The sequence below is a fragment of the Streptosporangium sp. OZ121 genome, assembly GCF_051918885.1.
In the GTDB taxonomy this organism is placed as follows: Bacteria; Actinomycetota; Actinomycetes; order Streptosporangiales; family Streptosporangiaceae; genus Streptosporangium.
Map to the genome: position 1 here is coordinate 50,058 of NZ_JBPXMC010000016.1, position 19,362 is coordinate 69,419.

Annotated in this window: 18 protein-coding genes; 8 read left to right on the forward strand and 10 right to left on the reverse strand. The window is 71.7% G+C overall.

Translation table 11 applies throughout. The annotated features are described in order from the left end of the window. Positions 1-145: 145 nt before the first annotated feature. Together ACTOQ1_RS25810 and ACTOQ1_RS25815 are read left to right on the forward strand one after the other, a co-directional pair. Entirely contained in the window at positions 146-1,426 is a 1,281-nt protein-coding gene (locus tag ACTOQ1_RS25810; protein ID WP_440070607.1) for a pyridoxal phosphate-dependent aminotransferase, read from the forward strand. Positions 1,427-1,599: 173 nt separating this feature from the next. Further along, positions 1,600-2,244, forward strand: coding sequence for a GNAT family N-acetyltransferase (locus ACTOQ1_RS25815; RefSeq protein ID WP_440070608.1), 645 nt, complete (start codon positions 1,600-1,602; stop codon positions 2,242-2,244). 292 nt (positions 2,245-2,536) lie between these two features. Here ACTOQ1_RS25815 and ACTOQ1_RS25820 read toward each other — a convergent pair whose 3' ends face one another. Next, positions 2,537-3,016, reverse strand: a complete 480-nt coding sequence (locus ACTOQ1_RS25820) for a hypothetical protein (protein ID WP_440070609.1) — start codon at positions 3,014-3,016, stop codon at positions 2,537-2,539. 303 nt (positions 3,017-3,319) lie between these two features. Between ACTOQ1_RS25820 and ACTOQ1_RS25825 the strand changes: the two genes are divergently transcribed. Then, complete coding sequence (locus ACTOQ1_RS25825) at positions 3,320-6,463, forward strand: AfsR/SARP family transcriptional regulator (RefSeq protein ID WP_440070610.1); 3,144 nt, start codon at positions 3,320-3,322, stop codon at positions 6,461-6,463. Between the two features lie 314 nt (positions 6,464-6,777). On the opposite strand, the gene ACTOQ1_RS25830 is transcribed toward ACTOQ1_RS25825, so the two are convergent. After that, a complete protein-coding gene (locus tag ACTOQ1_RS25830) occupies positions 6,778-8,256 on the reverse strand; it encodes a DUF7059 domain-containing protein (RefSeq protein WP_440070611.1) in 1,479 nt (492 codons plus the stop codon). A 140-nt stretch (positions 8,257-8,396) separates the two neighbouring features. Here ACTOQ1_RS25830 and ACTOQ1_RS25835 point away from each other — a divergent pair, with 140 nt between their 5' ends. Further along, positions 8,397-8,708, forward strand: a complete 312-nt coding sequence (locus ACTOQ1_RS25835; protein WP_440070612.1) for a hypothetical protein — start codon at positions 8,397-8,399, stop codon at positions 8,706-8,708. 108 nt (positions 8,709-8,816) lie between these two features. Here ACTOQ1_RS25835 and ACTOQ1_RS25840 read toward each other — a convergent pair whose 3' ends face one another. Together ACTOQ1_RS25840 and ACTOQ1_RS25845 are read right to left on the reverse strand one after the other, a co-directional pair. Then, entirely contained in the window at positions 8,817-9,425 is a 609-nt protein-coding gene (locus ACTOQ1_RS25840) for a TetR/AcrR family transcriptional regulator (RefSeq protein ID WP_362687993.1), read from the reverse strand. A gap of 238 nt (positions 9,426-9,663) precedes the next feature. Continuing rightward, entirely contained in the window at positions 9,664-10,236 is a 573-nt protein-coding gene (locus ACTOQ1_RS25845) for an N-acetyltransferase family protein (protein WP_440070613.1), read from the reverse strand. 67 nt (positions 10,237-10,303) lie between these two features. Here ACTOQ1_RS25845 and ACTOQ1_RS25850 point away from each other — a divergent pair, with 67 nt between their 5' ends. Beyond that, complete coding sequence (locus ACTOQ1_RS25850) at positions 10,304-10,867, forward strand: winged helix-turn-helix transcriptional regulator (RefSeq protein WP_440070614.1); 564 nt, start codon at positions 10,304-10,306, stop codon at positions 10,865-10,867. Here the strand turns inward: ACTOQ1_RS25850 and ACTOQ1_RS25855 are convergent. Continuing rightward, positions 10,803-11,474, reverse strand: a complete 672-nt coding sequence (locus ACTOQ1_RS25855; protein ID WP_440070615.1) for a VC0807 family protein — start codon at positions 11,472-11,474, stop codon at positions 10,803-10,805. The genes ACTOQ1_RS25850 and ACTOQ1_RS25855 overlap by 65 nt on opposite strands. Before the next feature lie 188 nt (positions 11,475-11,662). Here ACTOQ1_RS25855 and ACTOQ1_RS25860 point away from each other — a divergent pair, with 188 nt between their 5' ends. Further along, positions 11,663-12,568 (forward strand): SURF1 family cytochrome oxidase biogenesis protein, encoded by a 906-nt coding sequence (locus tag ACTOQ1_RS25860; RefSeq protein WP_440070616.1) that lies wholly within the window; start codon positions 11,663-11,665, stop codon positions 12,566-12,568. On the opposite strand, the gene ACTOQ1_RS25865 is transcribed toward ACTOQ1_RS25860, so the two are convergent. Together ACTOQ1_RS25865 and ACTOQ1_RS25870 are read right to left on the reverse strand one after the other, a co-directional pair. Next, positions 12,565-13,281: a hypothetical protein gene (locus tag ACTOQ1_RS25865; protein ID WP_440070617.1), complete on the reverse strand. Its 717-nt coding sequence runs from the start codon at positions 13,279-13,281 to the stop codon at positions 12,565-12,567. The two genes, ACTOQ1_RS25860 and ACTOQ1_RS25865, sit on opposite strands and share 4 nt — an antisense overlap. A gap of 21 nt (positions 13,282-13,302) precedes the next feature. Then, positions 13,303-13,989, reverse strand: coding sequence for a hypothetical protein (locus ACTOQ1_RS25870; protein ID WP_440070618.1), 687 nt, complete (start codon positions 13,987-13,989; stop codon positions 13,303-13,305). A gap of 46 nt (positions 13,990-14,035) precedes the next feature. Here ACTOQ1_RS25870 and ACTOQ1_RS25875 point away from each other — a divergent pair, with 46 nt between their 5' ends. Further along, positions 14,036-14,773 (forward strand): tyrosine-protein phosphatase, encoded by a 738-nt coding sequence (locus tag ACTOQ1_RS25875; protein ID WP_440070619.1) that lies wholly within the window; start codon positions 14,036-14,038, stop codon positions 14,771-14,773. 260 nt (positions 14,774-15,033) lie between these two features. After that, positions 15,034-16,230, forward strand: coding sequence for an amidohydrolase family protein (locus ACTOQ1_RS25880; RefSeq protein ID WP_389908632.1), 1,197 nt, complete (start codon positions 15,034-15,036; stop codon positions 16,228-16,230). A gap of 95 nt (positions 16,231-16,325) precedes the next feature. On the opposite strand, the gene ACTOQ1_RS25885 is transcribed toward ACTOQ1_RS25880, so the two are convergent. The 3 genes from ACTOQ1_RS25885 to ACTOQ1_RS25895 form a co-directional block, all read right to left on the reverse strand. Next, positions 16,326-16,664 (reverse strand): YkvA family protein, encoded by a 339-nt coding sequence (locus ACTOQ1_RS25885; protein ID WP_440070620.1) that lies wholly within the window; start codon positions 16,662-16,664, stop codon positions 16,326-16,328. A gap of 94 nt (positions 16,665-16,758) precedes the next feature. Then, entirely contained in the window at positions 16,759-18,174 is a 1,416-nt protein-coding gene (locus ACTOQ1_RS25890) for an amidase (protein ID WP_440070621.1), read from the reverse strand. Positions 18,175-18,177: 3 nt separating this feature from the next. Continuing rightward, the gene (locus ACTOQ1_RS25895) at positions 18,178-19,146 is read right to left on the reverse strand and encodes an LLM class F420-dependent oxidoreductase (RefSeq protein ID WP_440070622.1); all 969 of its coding nucleotides are present in this window, start codon (positions 19,144-19,146) and stop codon (positions 18,178-18,180) included. Between the last annotated feature and the right edge of the window lie 216 nt (positions 19,147-19,362).

A 19,362-nucleotide genomic window follows, 5' to 3' on the forward strand; every position in this document is an offset into this window, starting at 1 on the left:
AACGGCCCGCGCTGTTCCGCGGCGGTCCGTCCTGCCCGCGAACGGCCCGCACTTCTCCCCGGCACGATCCGCACTTCTCCACGACACATTCCGCACTTCCCCGCAGCGCGTTCCGCGCTTTCCACGACGAGGTAGGGATCCCGCGATGAGCGTCACACTTTCCGCCACCCTGGCGGCCAACGAGGACATCGAGCGAAGACGGCGCGCCGGTGAGCGCGTGCTGCACCTGGCCTTCGGCGAGGCCGGCCTGCCCGTGCATCCGGCCCTGAGCGAGCGGCTGGGCGCCGCGTCCGGGCTCAACGGCTACGGGCCCGTCGCCGGCGCGCCCGCGCTGCGCGAGGCGGCCTCCGGCTACTGGTCGCGGCGCGGCCTGCCCACCGACCCCGACCTGGTGGTCTGCGGCCCCGGGAGCAAGCCCCTGCTGTACGGCCTGCTGCCGGCGATCGGCGGCGACATCGTGCTGCCGATGCCGAGCTGGGTCAGCTACGCCGCCCAGGCCGAGCTGGTCGGGGCGCGCTCCCTGCTCGTTCCGACGCCCCCCGGCGAGGGTGGGGTGCCGGATCCCGAGCGCGTGACGGCGGTGGTCAGGCGCGCCCGCGCCCAGGGGCGCGACGTGCGCTCGCTGCTGGTCACGCTTCCCGACAACCCCAGCGGCACGCTGGCCGGGGCGGCCACGATCCGGCGGATCGCCGAGGTCGCCCGTGAACTCGACCTGACGATCATCTCCGACGAGATCTACCGCGACCTGGCCCACTCCCCGGACACCGGTTTCCTCAGTCCCGCCGACGTGGCTCCCGAGCGAACCGTGATCACCAGCGGGCTCAGCAAGAGCCTCGCCCTGGGCGGCTGGCGGATCGGCGTGGCCCGGCTCCCGTCACCGGCCCTGCGCGACCGGCTCCTGGCGGTGGCGAGCGAGATCTGGTCCAGCCCCGCCGCGCCGGTCCAGCAGGCGGCGGCGTACGCCTACACCGAGCCGCCGGAGCTCGTCGAGCGGGTGAGCCGGAGCCGCGAGCTGCACGGCGCGGTGGCGCGGGCGGTGTACGAGCGATTCGTCCGCGCGGGCGTGCGGGTGGACGCGCCGCGGGGTGGTTTCTACCTCTACCCCGACTTCACCGGGCTCGACTTCGCGTCCTCCGCCGACCTGGCCGCCTGCCTGCTCGACCGGCACGGCGTCGGGGTGCTCCCCGGCCACGCCTTCGGCGACGACCCGGCGGCCCTGCGGGTGCGGGTGGCGACCAGCCTCCTGTACGGCGAGACGACGCGGCTGCGGCTGGCCGCGCTCGACGCTCCCGACCCCCTGGCGCTGCCCTGGATCTCGGCCTCGCTGGACCATCTGAGCGAGGCGCTGACCGGCCTGATCGCGGGGCGGGGAGCACCCACGCCCCCCGCGCGCGTCCCGCTCGTCGCGGGCCCCGCTGCGGGGTGATCGCACCCCGCCGGGCCCGCTCGGGCGGCGGAGGTCTCCGGGGTGGCGTCAGCGGCTCTGACCTGGTATCTCTTACCCCGAAGACCCGCGGGCCACGTGCGTTCCTCGATGCTCACCAAGATGTCTCGTGTCGTTTGGTATCAGGCAGGGGAAAGAGCCCTCATTATGTGCTCATGCCCGCTTTTGTCACCTTGTCCGGGCGCCTCGTGCGCCTGGAACCGCTCAGCCTCGCGGTCGTCGACGATCTCGTCGCCGCGGCGAGTGAAGACCGTTCTACCTACGCCTTCACTCGCGTCCCCCATGGCCGGGACGAGATGGTCTCCTACGTGGAGGCCGCTCTGGCTGAGCAGGCGGAGGGCCGCACGATGCCCTTCGCCATCCGGTGGCTTCACACCGATCGCGTGGTCGGTGCCACCCGTCTCATGAACCTGGAGTACTGGCAGGGCCCCATGCCCTGGCCGCCGGGCGCCCGTGGGGCGGTGGGCGATGTCCCGTCCGTGGCGGACATCGGTTACACCTGGCTCTCCGCCTCCGCGCAGGGAACCGGCGTCAACCGCGAGAGCAAGTATCTGATGCTCTCCCTCGCCTTCGAGACCTGGCAGGTCCACCGCATCACCCTCAAGGCCGATATACGGAACGTACGCTCCCGGGCCGCCATCGAAGCCCTCGGCGCGCACCTCGACGGTGTGCGGCGGGCGGAGAGCCGAGGCGCCGACGACACGGTCCGAGATACCGCGTACTACTCCATCCTGAGTGACGAATGGCCGGTCGTCCGAGAACGGATGCACGCGCGGATGGGCCTGGCCGAGGCCGCGTGAGACGGACACCTGCGTGCGGTAATACGAGGAACGGTGAACGACCAAAAGGATAAACAGCTAGAAATTACACAGAAAGCACATAGCGTCAAAAACAGTATTCTAATTACTTAATGGAACAAAAGGCCCGCCCGAAGTTTCGGGCGGGCCCGGTGTTCGCCCGATGTCGCACGCGAATCGCGGCTCGCGTGGTCAGCGGGTCGAACGGAGATCGCGGTTGAGGGGAGGATGCCCGTCTGCCGGCACCACCGGTACGGCCACCGGACGGATCCACCGGATCCACCGGGCCCCGGGGTCACTCCTCGTCGGACTCGACCTCGTAGATGTAGCGCCACTTACCGCACAGCGTCTTCTTGGCGTGGTGCCTGTCCCAGTAGCAGACCCTGACCTGCAGGTTGTCGATCTCGTCCGCGACGTAGTGGAAGCGCTGGTAGCCGCTGGTGCCGCACTTGCGGGCCCAGGTGTAGTTCTCGTCGCCTTCGTGGGTCTCGAACTTGAACTGGACGTAGCCGCAGAGCCGGCCCGGCGAGTACTTGTCGTAGAGCCTGCCCTGGATGTGGAGGCGGTCGTCGTCGTCGACCCACACGGTGCCCCTGGCAGCGGCGCGGGAGTCGTCGTAGTACTTGGAGTAGTAGTAGCCCCAGGGCTCCTCGTCGTACCCGCTCGAGGCGGTGAGGGTGGCGGCGGAGGCGGGAGTGGCGAGGGCGGGGACGCCGATCGCGATGACGGCGGTGGCGGCGGCGAGACCGAGAAGTTTGGTGATCGAGCGGCGCATGGTGGTTCTCTCCTTGAGGGGTGCGGCTCCCGGCTTCCGAAGGAGCCATGGCTCATTGATAGGCCCGGGTCCCTGCATCGCACTTACCGCGCCTTTATCCACGCCTGCAATCCACTGACATGTCGGGCATGGCCGCCCCCGTATGGGGCCATGCCCGACGACACCAGCATTGGGGGCACGGCTCAACAGCCGATTGACGTGCAATCAACGTCTCGGCGAACAAGCAAGCCTCTACCTACGGGGTAAGCAAGGGAGGATCTATCATTTGGCCATAAAACTTCCCATTGGGCGGAGATTCAAGAAATGGCTGTTCAGGGCAGCGAAGACGGACTGCGGTTCGCGGTGCTCGGTCCTGTCCAGGCATGGCGCGACGGTTCCGAGCTCGATCTGGGCACCCCGCTGCAACGTTCCATCCTGGCGATGCTCCTGCTGAGGGAGGGCCGGGCGGTCACGCCGGCCGAGATGATCGACGCGATCTGGGGGGAGGACGCCCCGCCCCGCGCGCTCGGCGCCCTGCGTACCTACGTCTCGCGGCTGCGCGCCGTGCTGGAGCCCGGCAGGTCGCCGCGCACCCGTCCCGAGCTGCTCACCTCCGTGGGCAGGGGGTACGCGCTGCGGCTGAACGGCGGCTCCCTCGACCTGCTCGTCTTCGAGCGCGGCCTTCAGGAGGCGGAGACCGCGCGCCGCGAGGGCGATCTGGCCCGGGCCGCGGAGAGCCTGCGCGCGAGCCTGGCGCTCCACACCGGCGAGCCTCTCGCCGGGGCCGTCGGCCCGTACGCCGAACACCAGCGCGGGCGGCTCGCCGAGCGCCGGATGAGCGTGATCGAGGTCCTGATGGACCTGGACCTGGAGCTGGGCAGGCACGCCGACGTCCTGTCCGAGCTGATCGCGCTGACCGGCGACCACCCGCTGCGCGAGCGGCTCCGGGCCCAGCTGATGCTGGCCTACTACCGGTGCGGGCGCAGGGCGGAGGCGCTGGCGGCCTTCGCCGACACCCGCGCCACGCTGATCGAGGAGCTGGGCATCGAGCCGGGCTCCGACCTGACGAGCATGCACCAGCGCATCCTCACCGGCGACCCGGCCCTCACGCCGGCCCCGGCCGGCCCGCCGGCGCGGCTCGCGCCCGCCGCGCCCGCCGGGGTCGGCAGGGCCGCCGAGGCCGCGGAGGCGTCCGCGCGGGAGGGCTCCCCCCAGGAGGCGGACCCGGAGGCCGCGAGGACGCCGGAGGCGCAGGCGGCGGCGAGCCCGGAGCTGCCGCGACCGGCGCAGCTTCCCGCCGCCGTGAACGACTTCACCGGCCGCCGCCAGATCATCGCGCGGCTGCGCACGCTGCTGTCGGCCCAGGACGGCTCCGAGGGCGTGCCGGTGGCGGCCATCTCCGGTATCGGCGGCGTGGGCAAGACGGCCCTGGCCGTACACGTCGCCCACGCCATGCACGACCTGTTCCCCGACGGCCAGCTCTACGCCGACCTGCGCGGGTACGGCGAGGAGCCGACCGCGCCCGAGTCGGCGCTGGCGGCCTTCCTCCGCGGGCTCGGCCTGCCCGCCGACGCCATCCCCGACGGCCTGGCCGAGCGGTCGGCGCTGTTCCGCTCGATCCTGGCCGACCGGCGGATGCTCGTGCTGCTGGACAACGCCCGCGACGCCGCCCAGGTGAGCCAGCTGCTCCCCGGCTCGGCCGGGTGCGCGGCGATCGTGACCAGCCGGGGCAAGCTCGCCGACCTGGCCTCGGCCAGGCTGATCGACCTGGACGTCATGGAGCCGGACGAGGCCCTCGCGCTGTTCGGCATCGTCGCCGGAGTGGAGAGGGTGGAGGCCGAGCGCGCCGCCGCCATGGACGTGGTCGCCGCCTGCGGTTTCCTGCCGCTCGCGGTGCGGATCGTGGCGGCGCGCCTGGCCGCCAGGCCGGCCTGGACGGTCGCCTCCCTGGTGCCCCGGCTGGCCGACGAGCGCCGCCGCCTGGACGAGATGCGCGTGGGCAACCTCGCGGTGGAGGCGACCTTCGCCCTCGGGTACGGCCAGCTCAACCCCGCCCAGGCCCGCGCGTTCCGGCTGCTCTCCCTGCCCGGGGGTCCGGACATCTCGATCGGGGCCGCCGCCGCGCTGCTCGCGCTGGACCCGATGGACACCGAGGACGTCCTCGAGTCCCTGGTGGACACCAGCCTGCTCGAAGCCCCCGCTCCCGGCCGTTACCGCTTCCACGACCTGCTCAAACTCTTCGCCCGCCGCGTCGCGGAACGGACCGAGAACGCGACGGAGGAGAGCTGCGCCGCGGGCGAGACGAAGCGGGGAGAGCGGCGCGGGTCCGGTGTGAGCGTGACCATCGGCGGGGAGGGCGAGGCGGCACTGCGCCGGTTGCTCGACTTCTACCTGGCGTCCGCGCGCTCGGCGCACCGCCTCGCCTACGAGGGCAGCACGATGGCCGACCGGCTGGGAGTCACCGGGACCGGTCACGCCTTCGCCTCCGCCGACGAGGCGGTGGCCTGGCTCTCGGTGGAGGCGGAGTCGCTGTTCGCGTCGATCGCCCAGGTGACCTGCGCGGACAAGGCCGACGAGCTGCTGCCGGGAGCCGACCTGCTGCTCGCCATGGAGCCGCTGCTGGAGTCGGGGAGCCACGTCCGGGAGTTCGAGAGCCGGACGCGGGAGATGCTGGCCGTCGCGCGGCGGATCGGCGCCGTCTCCAGCGAGCTGCGCTGCCGCTACGTGCTCGGGCGGGTGCTGTTCGGCGCCAACCGGCTGGCCGAGGCGGAGGAGGAGTTCCGTACGTCGCTGGAGCTGTCGGCCGGAGGCGACCGCATCGTCACCGGCGAGGTGCTCAACGCGCTGGCCGTCGTGGCCGGGCGGCGCCGCCGCCACGAGGAGGCCCTGGCCTGGTTCGGCTCGGCGCGCGAGGCGTTCAGGGAGGTCGGGGCGCGGGGCGGGGAGGCCCTGACGCTCAGCTACTCCGCCCGCGACCACCTGTTCCTGGAGCAGCCGAAGGAGGCGATCGCCGCCGCCGAGCAGGGGCTGGCCCTGTTCATCGAGATGGGCTCCAGCGCGGGCACCGCCAGGGCCCGCTACCACCTGGGGATGATCCTGTCGCGGGTCGGCCGGCTGAACGAGGCGGTCCACCACCACGCCGAGTGCCTCGCCTTCTTCAGGGCGAGCAGGCAGCGGGTCTGGGAACAGCGGGTCTGCTCCCGGCTGGCCGAGACGTTCATCAACGCGGGACGCTTCACGGACGCGGCCCGTCACGCGGAACAGGCGCTCACCGTGAGCCGGGAGATCAGCCACCCGTACGGCGAGGCGCAGGCGCTGTGGGTGTTAGGCAAGGCGCTCAACGGTCTCGGCAGGGTCGGGCGTGGCAGGGACTGCCTCGAGCGTGCCCACGACCTGTTCGGCAGGCTCGGAGCGCCCGAGGCCGAGGATCTGCGTCTTCTGCTGGAGCGCGACCAGGTCGACAGCTGATCCCAGGCCGTCGTACAGGTCGTCGTCGAGACGCGTCATCCAGACGTGGTTGATCACCGGCGTTCCCCTCGAAGTCAGGCCCCGTCGCTCGGGATGGGTGTGGAGGTCCGGCCGGCCGTCTGACCCGGGCGACGCGTAGGGGGCCCGGTCATCCGGTGCGTCGCCCGCGGGTCGGCCGCCTCACTGTGACAGCCGGCCGGACGTGGCACGGACCCTTCACCCCCCGGGTCCGTGCCCCACGACCAGAGCTTCTCCCACGGCGTTTGCCATCCGATTGACAAGCGATAGCGACGATATCCACAGCCTGTGGACGATCACCCTGTGGATATGTGGAAAAACCCTTCCGCGATCAGCGGGCGGAGGGCGGCGGGAGCCTTCGTCCGCAGGTCATCGTGGTCCTCACCGGTCAGCTCCGCGATCGCGGCGAGCAGCGGGTCCAGTGGATAATCGCCGTCGCAGACCCCCGCGAGGGCGGCTTCCACGGTCCCGACCGCCACGCTGCGGCGCAGCCCCCCGGTCTGCCGCAGCACGATGCGCGCCGGGTCCTCGGCGCCCGGCGGGCCGACCCGCTCCTCCAGCACCCCCTCTGCCACCACGAGCCTGGAGCCGAGCAGCTCGGCGTCGGTCAGCCGGTGTGCCGTGGTGATCGAGCCGAGCACCTCGTCCACGTATCCGCCGACCGGCAGCTCCACCGGCCGCCCGTACTCCTCCACCCGCACGACGGGGTCGAGACTCCCGGAGTCGTTCAGCGTGATCCAGCCGAAGCCGATCCCGGTGACGTTCGCCGCCTCGAACCAGCCGAACCAGTCGTCGTAGAGCTCGCGGTGGCGCGGGGTGCCCTGCTCGGCGGCGTCCCGCAGCCACAGCTCGACGTACTCGGCGGGATCCTGGACGTCGCGCTGCACCACCCAGCCGTCGCAGCCGGTCCCGGCGAGCCAGCCGCCCACCCGGTCGCGCCAGTCCTCGCCGTCGACGTGCAGCCAGTTGGCCAGCAGGTGGCAGGTGCCGCCGGGCGCGAGGTGGCGGGGCGCCCGGCGTACGAGGTCACGGCAGAAGTCGTCGGCGTGGAAGCCCGACTCGCGGTAGGTGAACCGGCCGGCCGGGGAGATCACGAACGGCGGGTTGGCGACGATCAGGTCGAAGCGGTCGTCCTCTACGGGATCGAACAGCGAGCCCAGCCGGGCGTCGACGCCGGTGATCCCGGACAGCGCCCAGCTGAGACGGGACAGCTCCAGGGCGCGCGGGTTGACGTCGGTGGCCGTGATCTCCTCGGCCCTGCCGGCCAGGTGGAGGACCTGCACCCCGCACCCGGTGCCGATGTCCAGGGCACGCCCGGCGGGGCGGCGGGAGGCCAGCTGGGCCAGGTTCGCCGAGGCGCCGCCCGCGCCGACGACGTGGTCCGGGCGCAGGGCCGGGTCGCCCGGCCTGACCTTGCGGTCGGAGACGACATAGCCATCGGGGCCACCGGAGCCGTCGGCGCCATCGGTCTCCCAGGGCTGCAGATGGACCGTGGAGGTGACCCGGCCGCCCTCGACGGTCACCAGGCCCGCGGCGGCCAGTTCCTCCACGGGAAGGCCCGCCGGCATCCCGCGCGCCTCCACGGGAGCGCCGAGCCACCACAGCCGGATCAGGGTGGCGAGCGGGTCGCCCTCCGCGGTGGCGCGCAGCGCGGGGACCGTCTCCTCACGGGAGAGCGCGGTGGCGGCGACGTCGCCGAGGCGCTCGCGGACGCCGTCGATGGTGTAGCCGGTGTCGAGCAGGAGTCCCCTGAGCCGGCCGAGCAGATCGTTCACCGGGCAATCCTCGCACCGGGCACGTCCGGATGCTCCCGGTGATGAGACTGTTACCCATCGGGGTAAGCGTTCTGCAAGCGGACTTCAAGTGGAAAGCGGTACTTCTTGGTAGCCGCACCACCCGCTCCAAAGGATCCATGATGCTGATCCCCTGTTTCGCCTGCGAGTCCCGTTTTCATCCTGACGAATATTTCCGCGCTTGCCACGACTACCACCGTGGCAAGGATCTGGTCGCATGGACCTGCCCGCGGTGCGGCAACCAGGATGATTTACGGGTCTTCCCGGGGGAGCTGGGATTCGGCTACGCCCGGCGCGGCAGGTTCGACGTCTCCGACCGGGTGCGGGTGCCCGGCCTGCGGCGCCGGCGTCAGGACCTGCGGTTGGACATCTCGCTGGACGAGGACGTCTGGCGGGTGTCGACGCGGACCCGCCAGCTGGTGGGAGCACACTGAGACCGCTCCGGCCCGGAAAAGCCCCCGTGATCCGGGCCGGAGTATCGGTGACACCCGCCGGACGGGCGGCGCTCGCAGTGGTCGGACGGGGACGACGGCGGGCGGCGGTCAGGGGGTCTGCTGGGGGGCCTGCTGCCGCAGGCTCTGCCAGGCCGCCTCGCGCAGGCCGCCGATCTCCTCGGGGGTGGGCTGGTGCGCGCCGGCGAACCACAGGCGGCACATCTCGGTGGCCGGTCCCAGCCAGAGCACGTAGCACATCGTCGGGTGGACGGGCTGGAGCAGGCCGTCCTTCATGTGCGGGCGCCACCAGTCGGAGACCTTCCTGAAGAACGCCCTGCGCGACTCCGACACCTCGGTGCCGCCCGGCTCGTCGCGCCTGGGCGGCCGCTCGCTGATCAGCAGGTGGGCGCGCTCGCGGTGCTCGCCGCACCAGGACATGTGCAGCGCGACGATGGCCTCGATGCCGCCCCGCGCGCTCTCGTGGCGCTGGAGCTCGGCGAGGAACGCGTCCTGGTACATGCGCAGGGTCTCGGCGTACAGGACGCCGAAGACGTGTTCCTTGCTGGCGAAGTGGTGGTAGAAACTGCCGACGCTGACGCCGCTCTCCTCACGGAGGCTGGCCAGCGTGGTGGCCGAGACCCCGTCCTGGCTGAATCGGCGCAGGGCACCCTCGACGATCCTGGTGCGGCCGTCGCGTCCGCTCTTGGCAGTCTTCACGGATCCCATGGTGGAGCAACAGAACCTTGTTCCGCAAACTGCTCGGGAAACAGCTTGGACCACGTCGATCGTACCGCCTTGATCCGGCAGCCCGTATCGCCACCCCGGATGACCGGTCCGCCCGGTCCGGCGGCGCCGCCCTCCGGGCTCCCGGTCCGGAGCCCCATCCCGGCACGCCCCCGGTGAGACCGCTCGACGAGCCCGGGTGGGGCCCGCGCGGGAACCGGCCAGGACGGCGCTAGCGGAGAATCCTCGCGGTCACCTCGACCGTGCCCGAGGAGACGCGCATGGTCGCCTCCGGCCACGTCCTGCGGACCATCGCCAGGACCGTGCGGTTGTCCCCGAGCACGTCCATCCCCACGGTCCTGGCCCCCCTGGCCTCCGCGCGGCGCATCAGCGTGCGGACGAGCCGGGAGCCCAGTCCCATTCCCTGCCACTCGTCGCCCACCACCACGGCGATCTCGACGTCGGACTCCTCGCCCCGGTAGCTCATCGCGTGCCCGACGAGAAGGTTCCCGTGCACGGCGAGCAGGGCGTCGCGCCGCTCGTCCACCGTGAGCAGCGTTCTGACGAAGCTCGCGCTCGGACGGCCCATCCCGGCGAAGAACCTCCGCGCCTGGGTGCGGGGCGACAGCCCCCCGAGGAAGCGGCGGATCCCCTCCTCGTCGTCCGGCCGCGCGGGCCGGATGTCGACGGCCCCTCCGGGCACGGTCGCGACGTCCCCCGACGTCCGTGTGAAACCACCGCACGCGGCCGGGGCGTCCCCTGTCGCCGGGACACCACCCGGCGGCACCGCCTGAGTTCGCATCATGGACTCAGAGTCCCGCGAGACAGCTGAGTATGTCAACTAGACTTAGGTGAACGTTGGAGGTGCTGCGATGGCGACTTACGATTCGCACATGAACGAGGCGGCTCCCGGCAACCTGCCCCTGCGATTGGACAACTGCTCCATCGAACGCGCCCTGGGCGTCGTCGGCGAGAAGTGGACGTTCCTGGTGCTGCGCGAGGCGTTCGGCGGCGTGCGGCGCTTCGCCGACATGCAGGCCGCCACGGGGGCGCCCAGGCAGGTGCTCAGCGCCCGGCTGACCCGGCTGGTGGAGGAGGGACTGCTGCGCAAGGTCCCCTACCGCGAGCCCGGCCAGCGGCAGCGCGACGAATACCGGCTGACCCAGATGGGCCTCGACCTCTATCCGACCCTGGTGGCCCTGATGCAGTGGGGCGACCGGTACCTCAGCGACCACGAGGGACCGCCGGTGCTCATCACCCACCGCGGCTGCGGCGCCCCGGTCGAGCAGCACTTCCGCTGCGCGGAAGGGCACGAGGTCGCCGGCCCGAGAGAGGTCACCCCGCTGCCCGGCCCCGGAGTGCGCCTTCGCCCTACGGCCTCCGCGTCTCCAGGCTCTCCGTCCCTCGCGTCTCCAGCCTCCGCAGGCAGTGCCTGAGGCTGAGCACCGAGACCAGGGCCACGCCGCCGAGCAGCACCGCGACGGCGGAGGTGCGTACGAGGAGGTAGGTCTCCAGGGTCTGGCTGAGCAGCAGCCAGAGGCTCAGCGCCCCGTTCAGCAGTTGCGCGCAACCCCACAGCACCGACTGCGACACGAAGAAGCGACGCATCCGCGGGTGCTCCATCACCTGGTCGGGCAGCGGCACGAGATCGGCCACCACCCGCCGCATCAGCGGCCTCTGCAGCGGCGCGGTGAGCAGAAAACCCATGCTCACGCAGAACACCCCGAGGCAGGGCTGCAGGAAGAACACGATGGGGTTGCCCGTCGCCACCGTCAGCACCACCCTGACAGTGATCGTGCCCGCCGCCAGCAGCAGCGTGCCGGGCGCCTCGTCACCCCTGACCAGCCGCCAGGCGACGCCGCCGTAGACCCAGGCCGCCGCCACCGCCAGCGCGATGTTCGCGTTGGTGAGGACCAGTGCGACGTAGAAGACGAGAACGGGAAGGATCATGCTCTCGAACACCCTGGGGGCGGCGTGCCGCAGCAGGGCCCCGATACGGGGGAGCACGAGCGGAGCCGGGGGGGCGGGCATGAGCACAGTCATCAGGGGCGGGCTCCGGAGGTGGTGGAACATCCCGGGGGAAATCTCACCCGACCGTACGCGATGTCCGGAGTGTCCGGCGAGCTTTTCCACGACATCCGAGGATCGGGCGGTCCCGGGCACCTTACTACGCCCAAAGACGCACCCGGCCCCTCCCAAAGGCGCACTCGAAGGACGGGGCGGTGCCCCCGGTGCCTACCCTTGATGACGTGTACCGGTTCCTGCTGACTCCCCGATGGCTGGCCCTCCACGTGGTGGTGCTGCTGGTCATCCCCGCTTTCGTGCTGCTCGGCCAGTGGCAGTTCGGACGCTTCGAGGAGAGGTCCACCAGCAGCGACCAGATCACCGGCAACCTCCACGCCGTCCCCGTCGCGGTGGAGAAGCTCACCTCACCCGGCGGCACCGTCTCTACGCAGGACAAATACCGCACCGTTCTTGCCAAGGGGACATACGACGCGAACGCCCAGCTCCTGGTCCGGCGCCGCGTCCAGGACAAGGCGGTCGGCTTCTACGTGCTGACCCCGCTGGTCACGGCGGACGGCACCGGCGTGCTGGTGAACCGGGGCTGGGTCAAGGCGGGCAGTACCGCCGACGCCCTCCCCGAGGTCCCGGCGCCCTCCTCGGGTGAGGTGACTGTCACCGGCAGGTTACGTCCCACCGAGACCGAGGAGAGCTCGGGCATCCGCGACCGGGCGGGCCTGCCCGCGGGACAGGTCCTGCTGATCAACACCGAGGCGATCGGGCGCCGCCTGCCGTACAAGCTCCTCGGCGGGTACGTCGAGCTGATCGAGCAGTCGCCGGCGGCGGCCGCCGCGCCCGCGCCCGTCCCCACGCCGGACGTCGGCGAGGGAGGCGGCCTCAACCTGGCCTACGGCGTGCAGTGGTGGCTGTTCATCGGTGTCGCGATCGGCGGCTGGGCGCTGCTGATCCGCAGGGAGGCCGCCGACCTCAGGGCCGCGGCCTCGGCACCGGCCGGCGGCCCCGCACCCGGTGACCCGGGGCCCGAACCCGGGCCCGGCGAACCCGCCACGCCGGGGAAGCCCTCCGCGTCCGACGAGTCGTCCACGCCCGGCGACCCCGCCGACCTCCGCGCCTAGTTCCTGAGGAGGTTCAGGAGATAGCCCGCGGCCACCAGCAGGCCGAAGGAGAGCAGGCCCAGCCCGATCGCCGTCAGGAAGCCCCATCCACCGCTCAGCCGCTCGCGCGGCGCGGGACGCCGCCCGGCCGCGAACCAGAGCGGGCGAGGTTCGAGCAGCAGGAACAGGAGCGCGCCGGTCTGCCCGACGGTGAAGAGCCAGAGCCAGGCCCACCGGTTGCCCAGCCGGGGCGTCGAGCCGAGCATGATCAGGAACGCGAGTATCCAGCCACCCATCAGCCACGGGCCGCCGACGGGCCCCGGCATGTCGGCGACCCAGGCGGGTATCCACCCCGTCCCGCCGGAGTGGTCCCGCTCGACCACCCTGGCCCGGCTCTGTCCCAGGTCCTTTCTCAACTCCGCCCATACGTAGGCGGGCGAGCCCTCCGCGGGCGGTTGCGGCCTGAACTCGCGCCAGAGCAACGGGCCCTGGGCCCACAGAACACGGGAGATGGCGCCGTTCTGCCCGTCCCCTCCGTCGTACCCGTCGTGCTCGACGAAGGAGACGCGGTCGGCCGCGGCCGCGGCGCGGAGCTCGGCCCGCGTCCCCTGCAGGGGCGTGATGCTCAGCGTGAAGACCAGAACTCCGAAGGTCAGGCAGAGCAGGAGAACCGACCGGATGGTGATCCCGACGATCCGCCAGCCACGACGCACCTCGACCGCTTCGGAAGTCATGCCCCCTTTACTACCCGGCGATCACGCGTTGACCATCGCCATGCCGAAAAGAAGCGCCACCGCGATCGCGAACCCGCGCGTTCCGTCGAGCTTGGCCGGTGCGGGCAGCGTCTCGTACGGGTCCCGCCACAGGGGCCTCGGCTCCAGCAGGACGTAGAGCAGCGAGCCGCCGGTGAGGAACATCCAGAACCACGCCCAGCGGCTGGCGTAGCGGGGGTTCGGCCGGGTCAGCATGAGCAGCCAGGTCAGGATCTCCGCCGCCACCGCCACCGGGCCGAACGGCTCCCACCACCGCGCGTAGGCCGGCGAGCCCGCCAGGGCCCCGAAGCCGCTGGAGCGCACGATCTCCACGGAGGGGTCGGCGGCGGCGCGCACCTGGGCCAGGAAGGCCTCCTGGCGGCGCTCCAGGGCCTCGGGGACCAGCCGGGTGGTCCGCGGATCCCAGACGTCGTCGGGCTGGTCGAAACGGGCCTGGCTCCAGGAGAGCGGCCCGTGGGACCACGTCAGCGTGCCGTAGGCGGGCCAGTTGCGGTCGTAGACGACCTTGGTCACCTCGCCCGCCCGCAGGTCCGTCACGAGCTCCGCGGCGGGTCGCAGGGGAGGTGCCTGGTTGATGTGGACGATGATCGTGGACAGCGCGAGCACGAACAGCAGTGCCACCCGCACGGCGTACGGGATGTCATCCCGTGCCGGAATCACCACTCGCATCCCTGCCCCCATTACGCGAGACCCACCGCTGGATAGGTTAGAGGGCGTGATCCGGCATATCGAGTTCGCGCGGCTGTACAACTTCCGCGACGTGGGCGGCTACCGGACGGACGGCGGGATGGAGGTGCGCTGGCGGCGGCTCTACCGCTCCGCCTCGCTGCACATGCTCGCCGACGACGACCTCGACCGTTTCCACGCGCTCGGCGTACGCACCGTGATCGACCTGCGCCATCCCGACGAGGTGGCGTACCGCGGCCGCGCCCCGGAGGGGCCGGGCTACCACAACCTCCCGGTCGAGCACCGCAGGTGGGACACCGCCGGCGACTACCACCCCGACGCCGGGATCGCCAGGTTCTTCGCCGACCGCTACCTGGAGGTGGCCCAGGACGGTCACGCCGAGCTCAGGAGCGCGCTGGAGGTGATCGCCGAGGCGGACAACGCGCCCGTGGTGGTCCACTGCGCGGCGGGCAAGGACCGCACGGGGCTGCTGGTCGCCCTGGTCCTGCGGCTGCTGGGGGTGTCCGAGGAGGACGTGATCGCCGACTACGCGCTGACCGGGCTGGCCAGGCCCCAGATGGTCGCGTACTGGGAGAGGGAACATCCGGGCGAGCCCCGGTGGGCGGGGTTCGGACAGGCGCCCGCCGAGGCGATGCGCCTCTTCCTGGGCGAGCTGGGCCCGGTACGGGACTACTGCCTGCGGACCCTGGGCGCGGACGAGAGCGTTATATCCGCTCTTAAGAATCATCTTTTGAAAAATCCCGATATTGAGGCGATCTCTGGGTAGGCGCTCTCGCAGGGCCCGCCATGGGCAGCACCCTCCGGCGGGCCCGCCCCCCGGGGCCGCCCTACCCCCCCTCCGGTGGCCCCGGGGCCCGCCCGCCCGGCCGCCTGCCGAAGACGTCACGGCGAGCATCGCGGGAGACGTGGGAGGCGTCGTGAAGGACGTCACGGCGAGCATCCCGGGAGACGTCGTGGGAGACAGAGATACCAAGCGGAGACCTTGCGGCTTGATGAGTGTTATTCCAGCGGAATACGGTTGACCGTGTGACTACGCCGCTGCTCCCCGACCCCGAGCCCAGGCGGCGGGACTATGTGATCATCTCAGCCGACGACCACCTGATCGAGCCACCCGACATGTTCGACGACCGGCTCCCGGAGAAATACGCCGACAAGGCGCCCAAGGTGGTCGAGACCGACTCCGGTCACCAGGTCTGGCGTTACGGCGGGGCCACCTACCCCTGTGCCGGGCTCGACGTGGGCGCCGGCCTGCCCCGCGAGCAGTGGACGCTCGACCCGGTGCGGTTCGAGCACATGCGTCCCGGATGCCACGACGTCGAGGCCCGGATCGAGGACATGGACCGCGCCGGCGTCTGGGCCGCGCTCTGCTTCCCCGGCATGCTGGCCGGGCAGTCGGGCATGGTCTTCGCCAAGACCCGCGACCAGGAGCTGGGCCTGGCGGTGCTGCGCGCGTGGAACGACTGGCACGTGGAGGTCTGGGCGGGCACCTACCCGGAGCGGATCATCGCCCTGCAACTGCCCTGGCTGACCGACCCCGAGGTGGCCGCCAAGGAGATCCGCGACAACGCGGCGCGCGGCTTCAAGGCGGTGCTCTTCCCCGAGTTCCCCACCCGGCTGCGCCTGCCGTCCATCCACAGCGACCACTGGGATCCGTTCTTCCAGGCGTGCGAGGAGACCGGCACCGTCGTCTGCCTGCACGCCGGCGCCGGTTCCTGGGCCCCGGTCCCGTCTCCGGACACCCCGATCGAGGCGATCACCACGTTGATGCCGGCGAGCGCCATGTTCGCCTGTGCCGACTGGCTCTGGTCGGGCGTCCCGCTGCGCTTCCCCGCGCTGCGGATCCTGATCGTGGAGGGCGGCGTGGGCTGGCTGCCGATGCTGGCCGAGCGGGCCGACTACGCGCTCGACCACCCGGTGGCGGGGGAGGCCTCGTGGGAGGGCGGCCTGAAGCCCAGCGAGGTGCTGCGGAGAAACTTCTTCTTCGGCACGCTCAACGACCACGCCCTCTCCGGGGTGCGGCTCGCCGTCGGGCTGGAGCACGTGCTGCTGGAGAGCGGCTACCCGCACTCCGACTCCACCTGGCCCGACACCCAGCAGGCCGTCGCGACGAACCTGGGCAGCCTGCCGCCCGCCGACATCGCCCGGGTGGCCTACGGCAACGCCGCCCGCCTGTTCGGCCACCCGCTGCCCTCGCGCGCCTGGCTCAGGATGGAACAGATCTGACCCGTTCGCGCGTCCGGCTCAGGACGGGGCCCGCGCGGACCCGTTCGAGCTCCCCGCCAGGGGCGGAGCAGCCCTGACCCGCCCGCGCCCTCGGCTCAGGGCTGAACGGACCTGACCCGCTCGCGCTCCCAGTCGACGTAACGCCCGCCCTCGCCGAGCAGGGAGCCCATCAGCCAGAGGAACACGCCGAAGTCGTCGGCCACCCCGAGAAGAAGCAGGAAGTCGGGGACGACGTCGATCGGCGAGATGATGTAGAGCACGCCGAGCCCCATCATCGCCAGCTTGCCCTTGCCCATGCCGGAATACTCCCCGCGCATGACCGCGCCGACCATCCTGGGGAGGGCGCGCAGACGAGCGCCGAGACCGGGCGAGCCCGGCTTCGTCACGTCCTTGTACGTCCGCCACGCCTGCGCCGCGCGCGCCGCCTTCGCCATGGAATCCTCCTCGGAACCACGTTCGCCTGGCGGCGTACTACCCCACCGCCTCACGATATAACGCGTGACTTCCGGACAGGGTTCCCGAGGACGGTCAGCGCATCGCCGCGTGCCGGAAGGGGCGTTCCTCCTCGATCTGGGCGGCCACCCGGATGAGCAGGTCCTCCCTCCCCGCGGCGGCGACCAGCTGCACTCCCACCGGCAGCCCGTCCGCGGTGTGATGCAGCGGCAGGGAGATCGCGGGCTGCCCGGTGGCGTTGACGGGCGAGGTGAACGACACCGCCTGGTTGGTGCGGCCCCGCGAGGTGCTGACGTCGTCGGGAGGCAGCCAGCCGAGGTGGAAGGGCGCCACCCCCAGGGACGGTGTGAGCAGCAGGTCGTGCGAGTCCCACCAGGCGGCCATCCGCCGTCTGAACCCGTCGATCCAGTCGCGCGAGGTCACGTAGCCGACCGCGTCGAGCTCACGGCCCGCCGCTCCCAGGATGCGGTTGCGCGTCTCCAGCTCGCCGAGCTCGACGGGCCTGCCGCGCCAGCGCCCGATGTCCTGCACGTCGGCGGCCACGTGGGCGGCGACGATCGTGCCGAAGTGCGAGGCGAAGCCGTCCTCGGCGAGCGCGGAAGGTCCTCCGGGCTCGACGTCGTGGCCCAGCGCCTCCAGCAGCCCGGCGGCCCCGGTGACCGCGGCCACCAGGTCCGGGTCGGACGGGACGTCGCCGCCGGGGTGCTCGGTGAGGAAACCGATCCGCAGCCGCCCGGGGTCCGCCCCGACCTCCTCGGCGAGCGGGCGCCTCCAGGCGGGCGCGCCGTACGGGTCGCCCGGCATCGTCCCGGCGATCACGTCGAGGGTCGCCGCGCTGTCCCTGACCGTACGGCAGAGCAGGCCCGCGGCCGAGAAGCCCGCCCAGGGCTCGCCTCCGGAGGGGCCGGCACTGACCCTGCCCCTGCCGGGCTTCAGCCCGACCAGCCCGCACATGCTCGCCGGGATCCGGATCGACCCGCCGCCGTCGCTGGCCGAGGCCACCGCGACCATGCCCGCCGCCACCGCAGCCGCGGACCCGCCGCTCGATCCTCCACTGCTGTAACGGAGGTCGTACGGGTTGCGGGTGGGACCGAACGCCACCGGCTCGGTGGTGATCGCGGTGCCGAACTCCGGGGTGTTGGTCCGGCCCAGGATCGTGAACCCCGCCCGGCGCAGCTTGGTCACCGCGTAGCCGTCGCGCTCGGCGAAGATCCCGTCAAGGGTGCGCGACCCCGCGCGGTACGGCTCCCCCGCCATGCTCCAGCCCAGGTCCTTCAACAGCGTCGGCACGCCCGCGAAGGGGGCGTCGGGGTCGGCCTCGCCCGCCTCCGCCAGTGCCCGCTCGAACCTGCGGTGGACGACCGCGTTGATCGCGCCGTCGCACGCCTCGATCCGCGCGATCGCCGCCTCGGCGAGCTCCCTCGGGGAGATCTCTCCCTTCCTCACGGCCTGCGCCTGTCCGAGCGCGTCGAGCTTCAACAGGTCGTGCAAGGGTCACTCCTCGACGGGGGCCAGGTCTCGTACGGCCTGGGCGATCGGAACCCCGCCCCCGGGGATGGGGGCGAGGACCGGCGTGTTCAGGCCGTTGCGCACATACTCCCGGATCCTGGCCCGGCACGTGGCGGCGTCGCCGTGCACGATGAGCTCGTCCACGACCTCGTCGGGGATGGCCTTGAGCGCCGCCTGCCGGTCTCCGGCCGCCCAGGCCTCGTGCATCGGCCGCAGCACCTCGCCGCGTCCCAGCCAGTCGTGGAAGGCGGCGTAGACCGGGACGGTCAGGTAGCCCGCGAGCATCCGGCGGCCGAGCTCGCGCACCTTCTCCGCGTCCTCGCTGACGCACACGAACAGCCGGGCGATCAGCTCGGTCTCCTCGCCGACCTCGGCCCTGACCTTCTGCACGTCCAGCGGCGAGAGCCAGTTGGTGATCGCGCCGTCGGCCTCCTCGGCGGCCAGGCGCAGCATGCGGGGGCGCAGCGCGGCGAGCACGATCTTCGGCGGGATCTTGGGGGCGCGCTCCAGCTTGAAGCCCTTGACCTCGAACGTCTCGTAGCGCTCGCTGACCTTCTCGCCCGCCAGGGCCTTGCGCAGGAAGCGCAGGGTGTCTCTGGTCCTGGCGAACGGCTTGACGAACTCCCCGGCGTTCCAGCGTTCCACGATGGCCGGGGAGGAGGCCCCGACGCCCAGGACGAAGCGCTCGGGGGCGAGGTCGGCGAGCGTGGCGGCGGACATGGCGAGCAGGCCGGGACCCCGGGTGGAGACCGGGACGATCGCGCTGCCGAGCCGCAGCTCCGGGGCCCATTCCGAGGCCATCGCCAGGGGTACGAAACCGTCGACGCCGTTGACCTCGGCGGACCAGGCGTCGGTATAGCCGAGTCCGGGAAGCTCGGCGATCAGATCCCTGGAAGCGGCCAGCGAACGGTCGTAGAAGGGGACCGTCATACCCCAGCGTGGGCCCGTGGTCATGTGCCGCCTCCGTGTCGGTGCTCGCCGCCGGGGACCTTCCCCAGAACGATGTTCTGATGTAGCTTGCCGCACCCGCTCGGGGCGCCGTCAATAGCTTGACCGTACCAACCGGACGGTATGTCAGAAAAGAATGATCTCCACCGACCGGCCGCTTACCCCCTCATCACTTTCCGTATGATGTTAGAAACTTTACGTGACGAAGCATCGGCGGAGGAA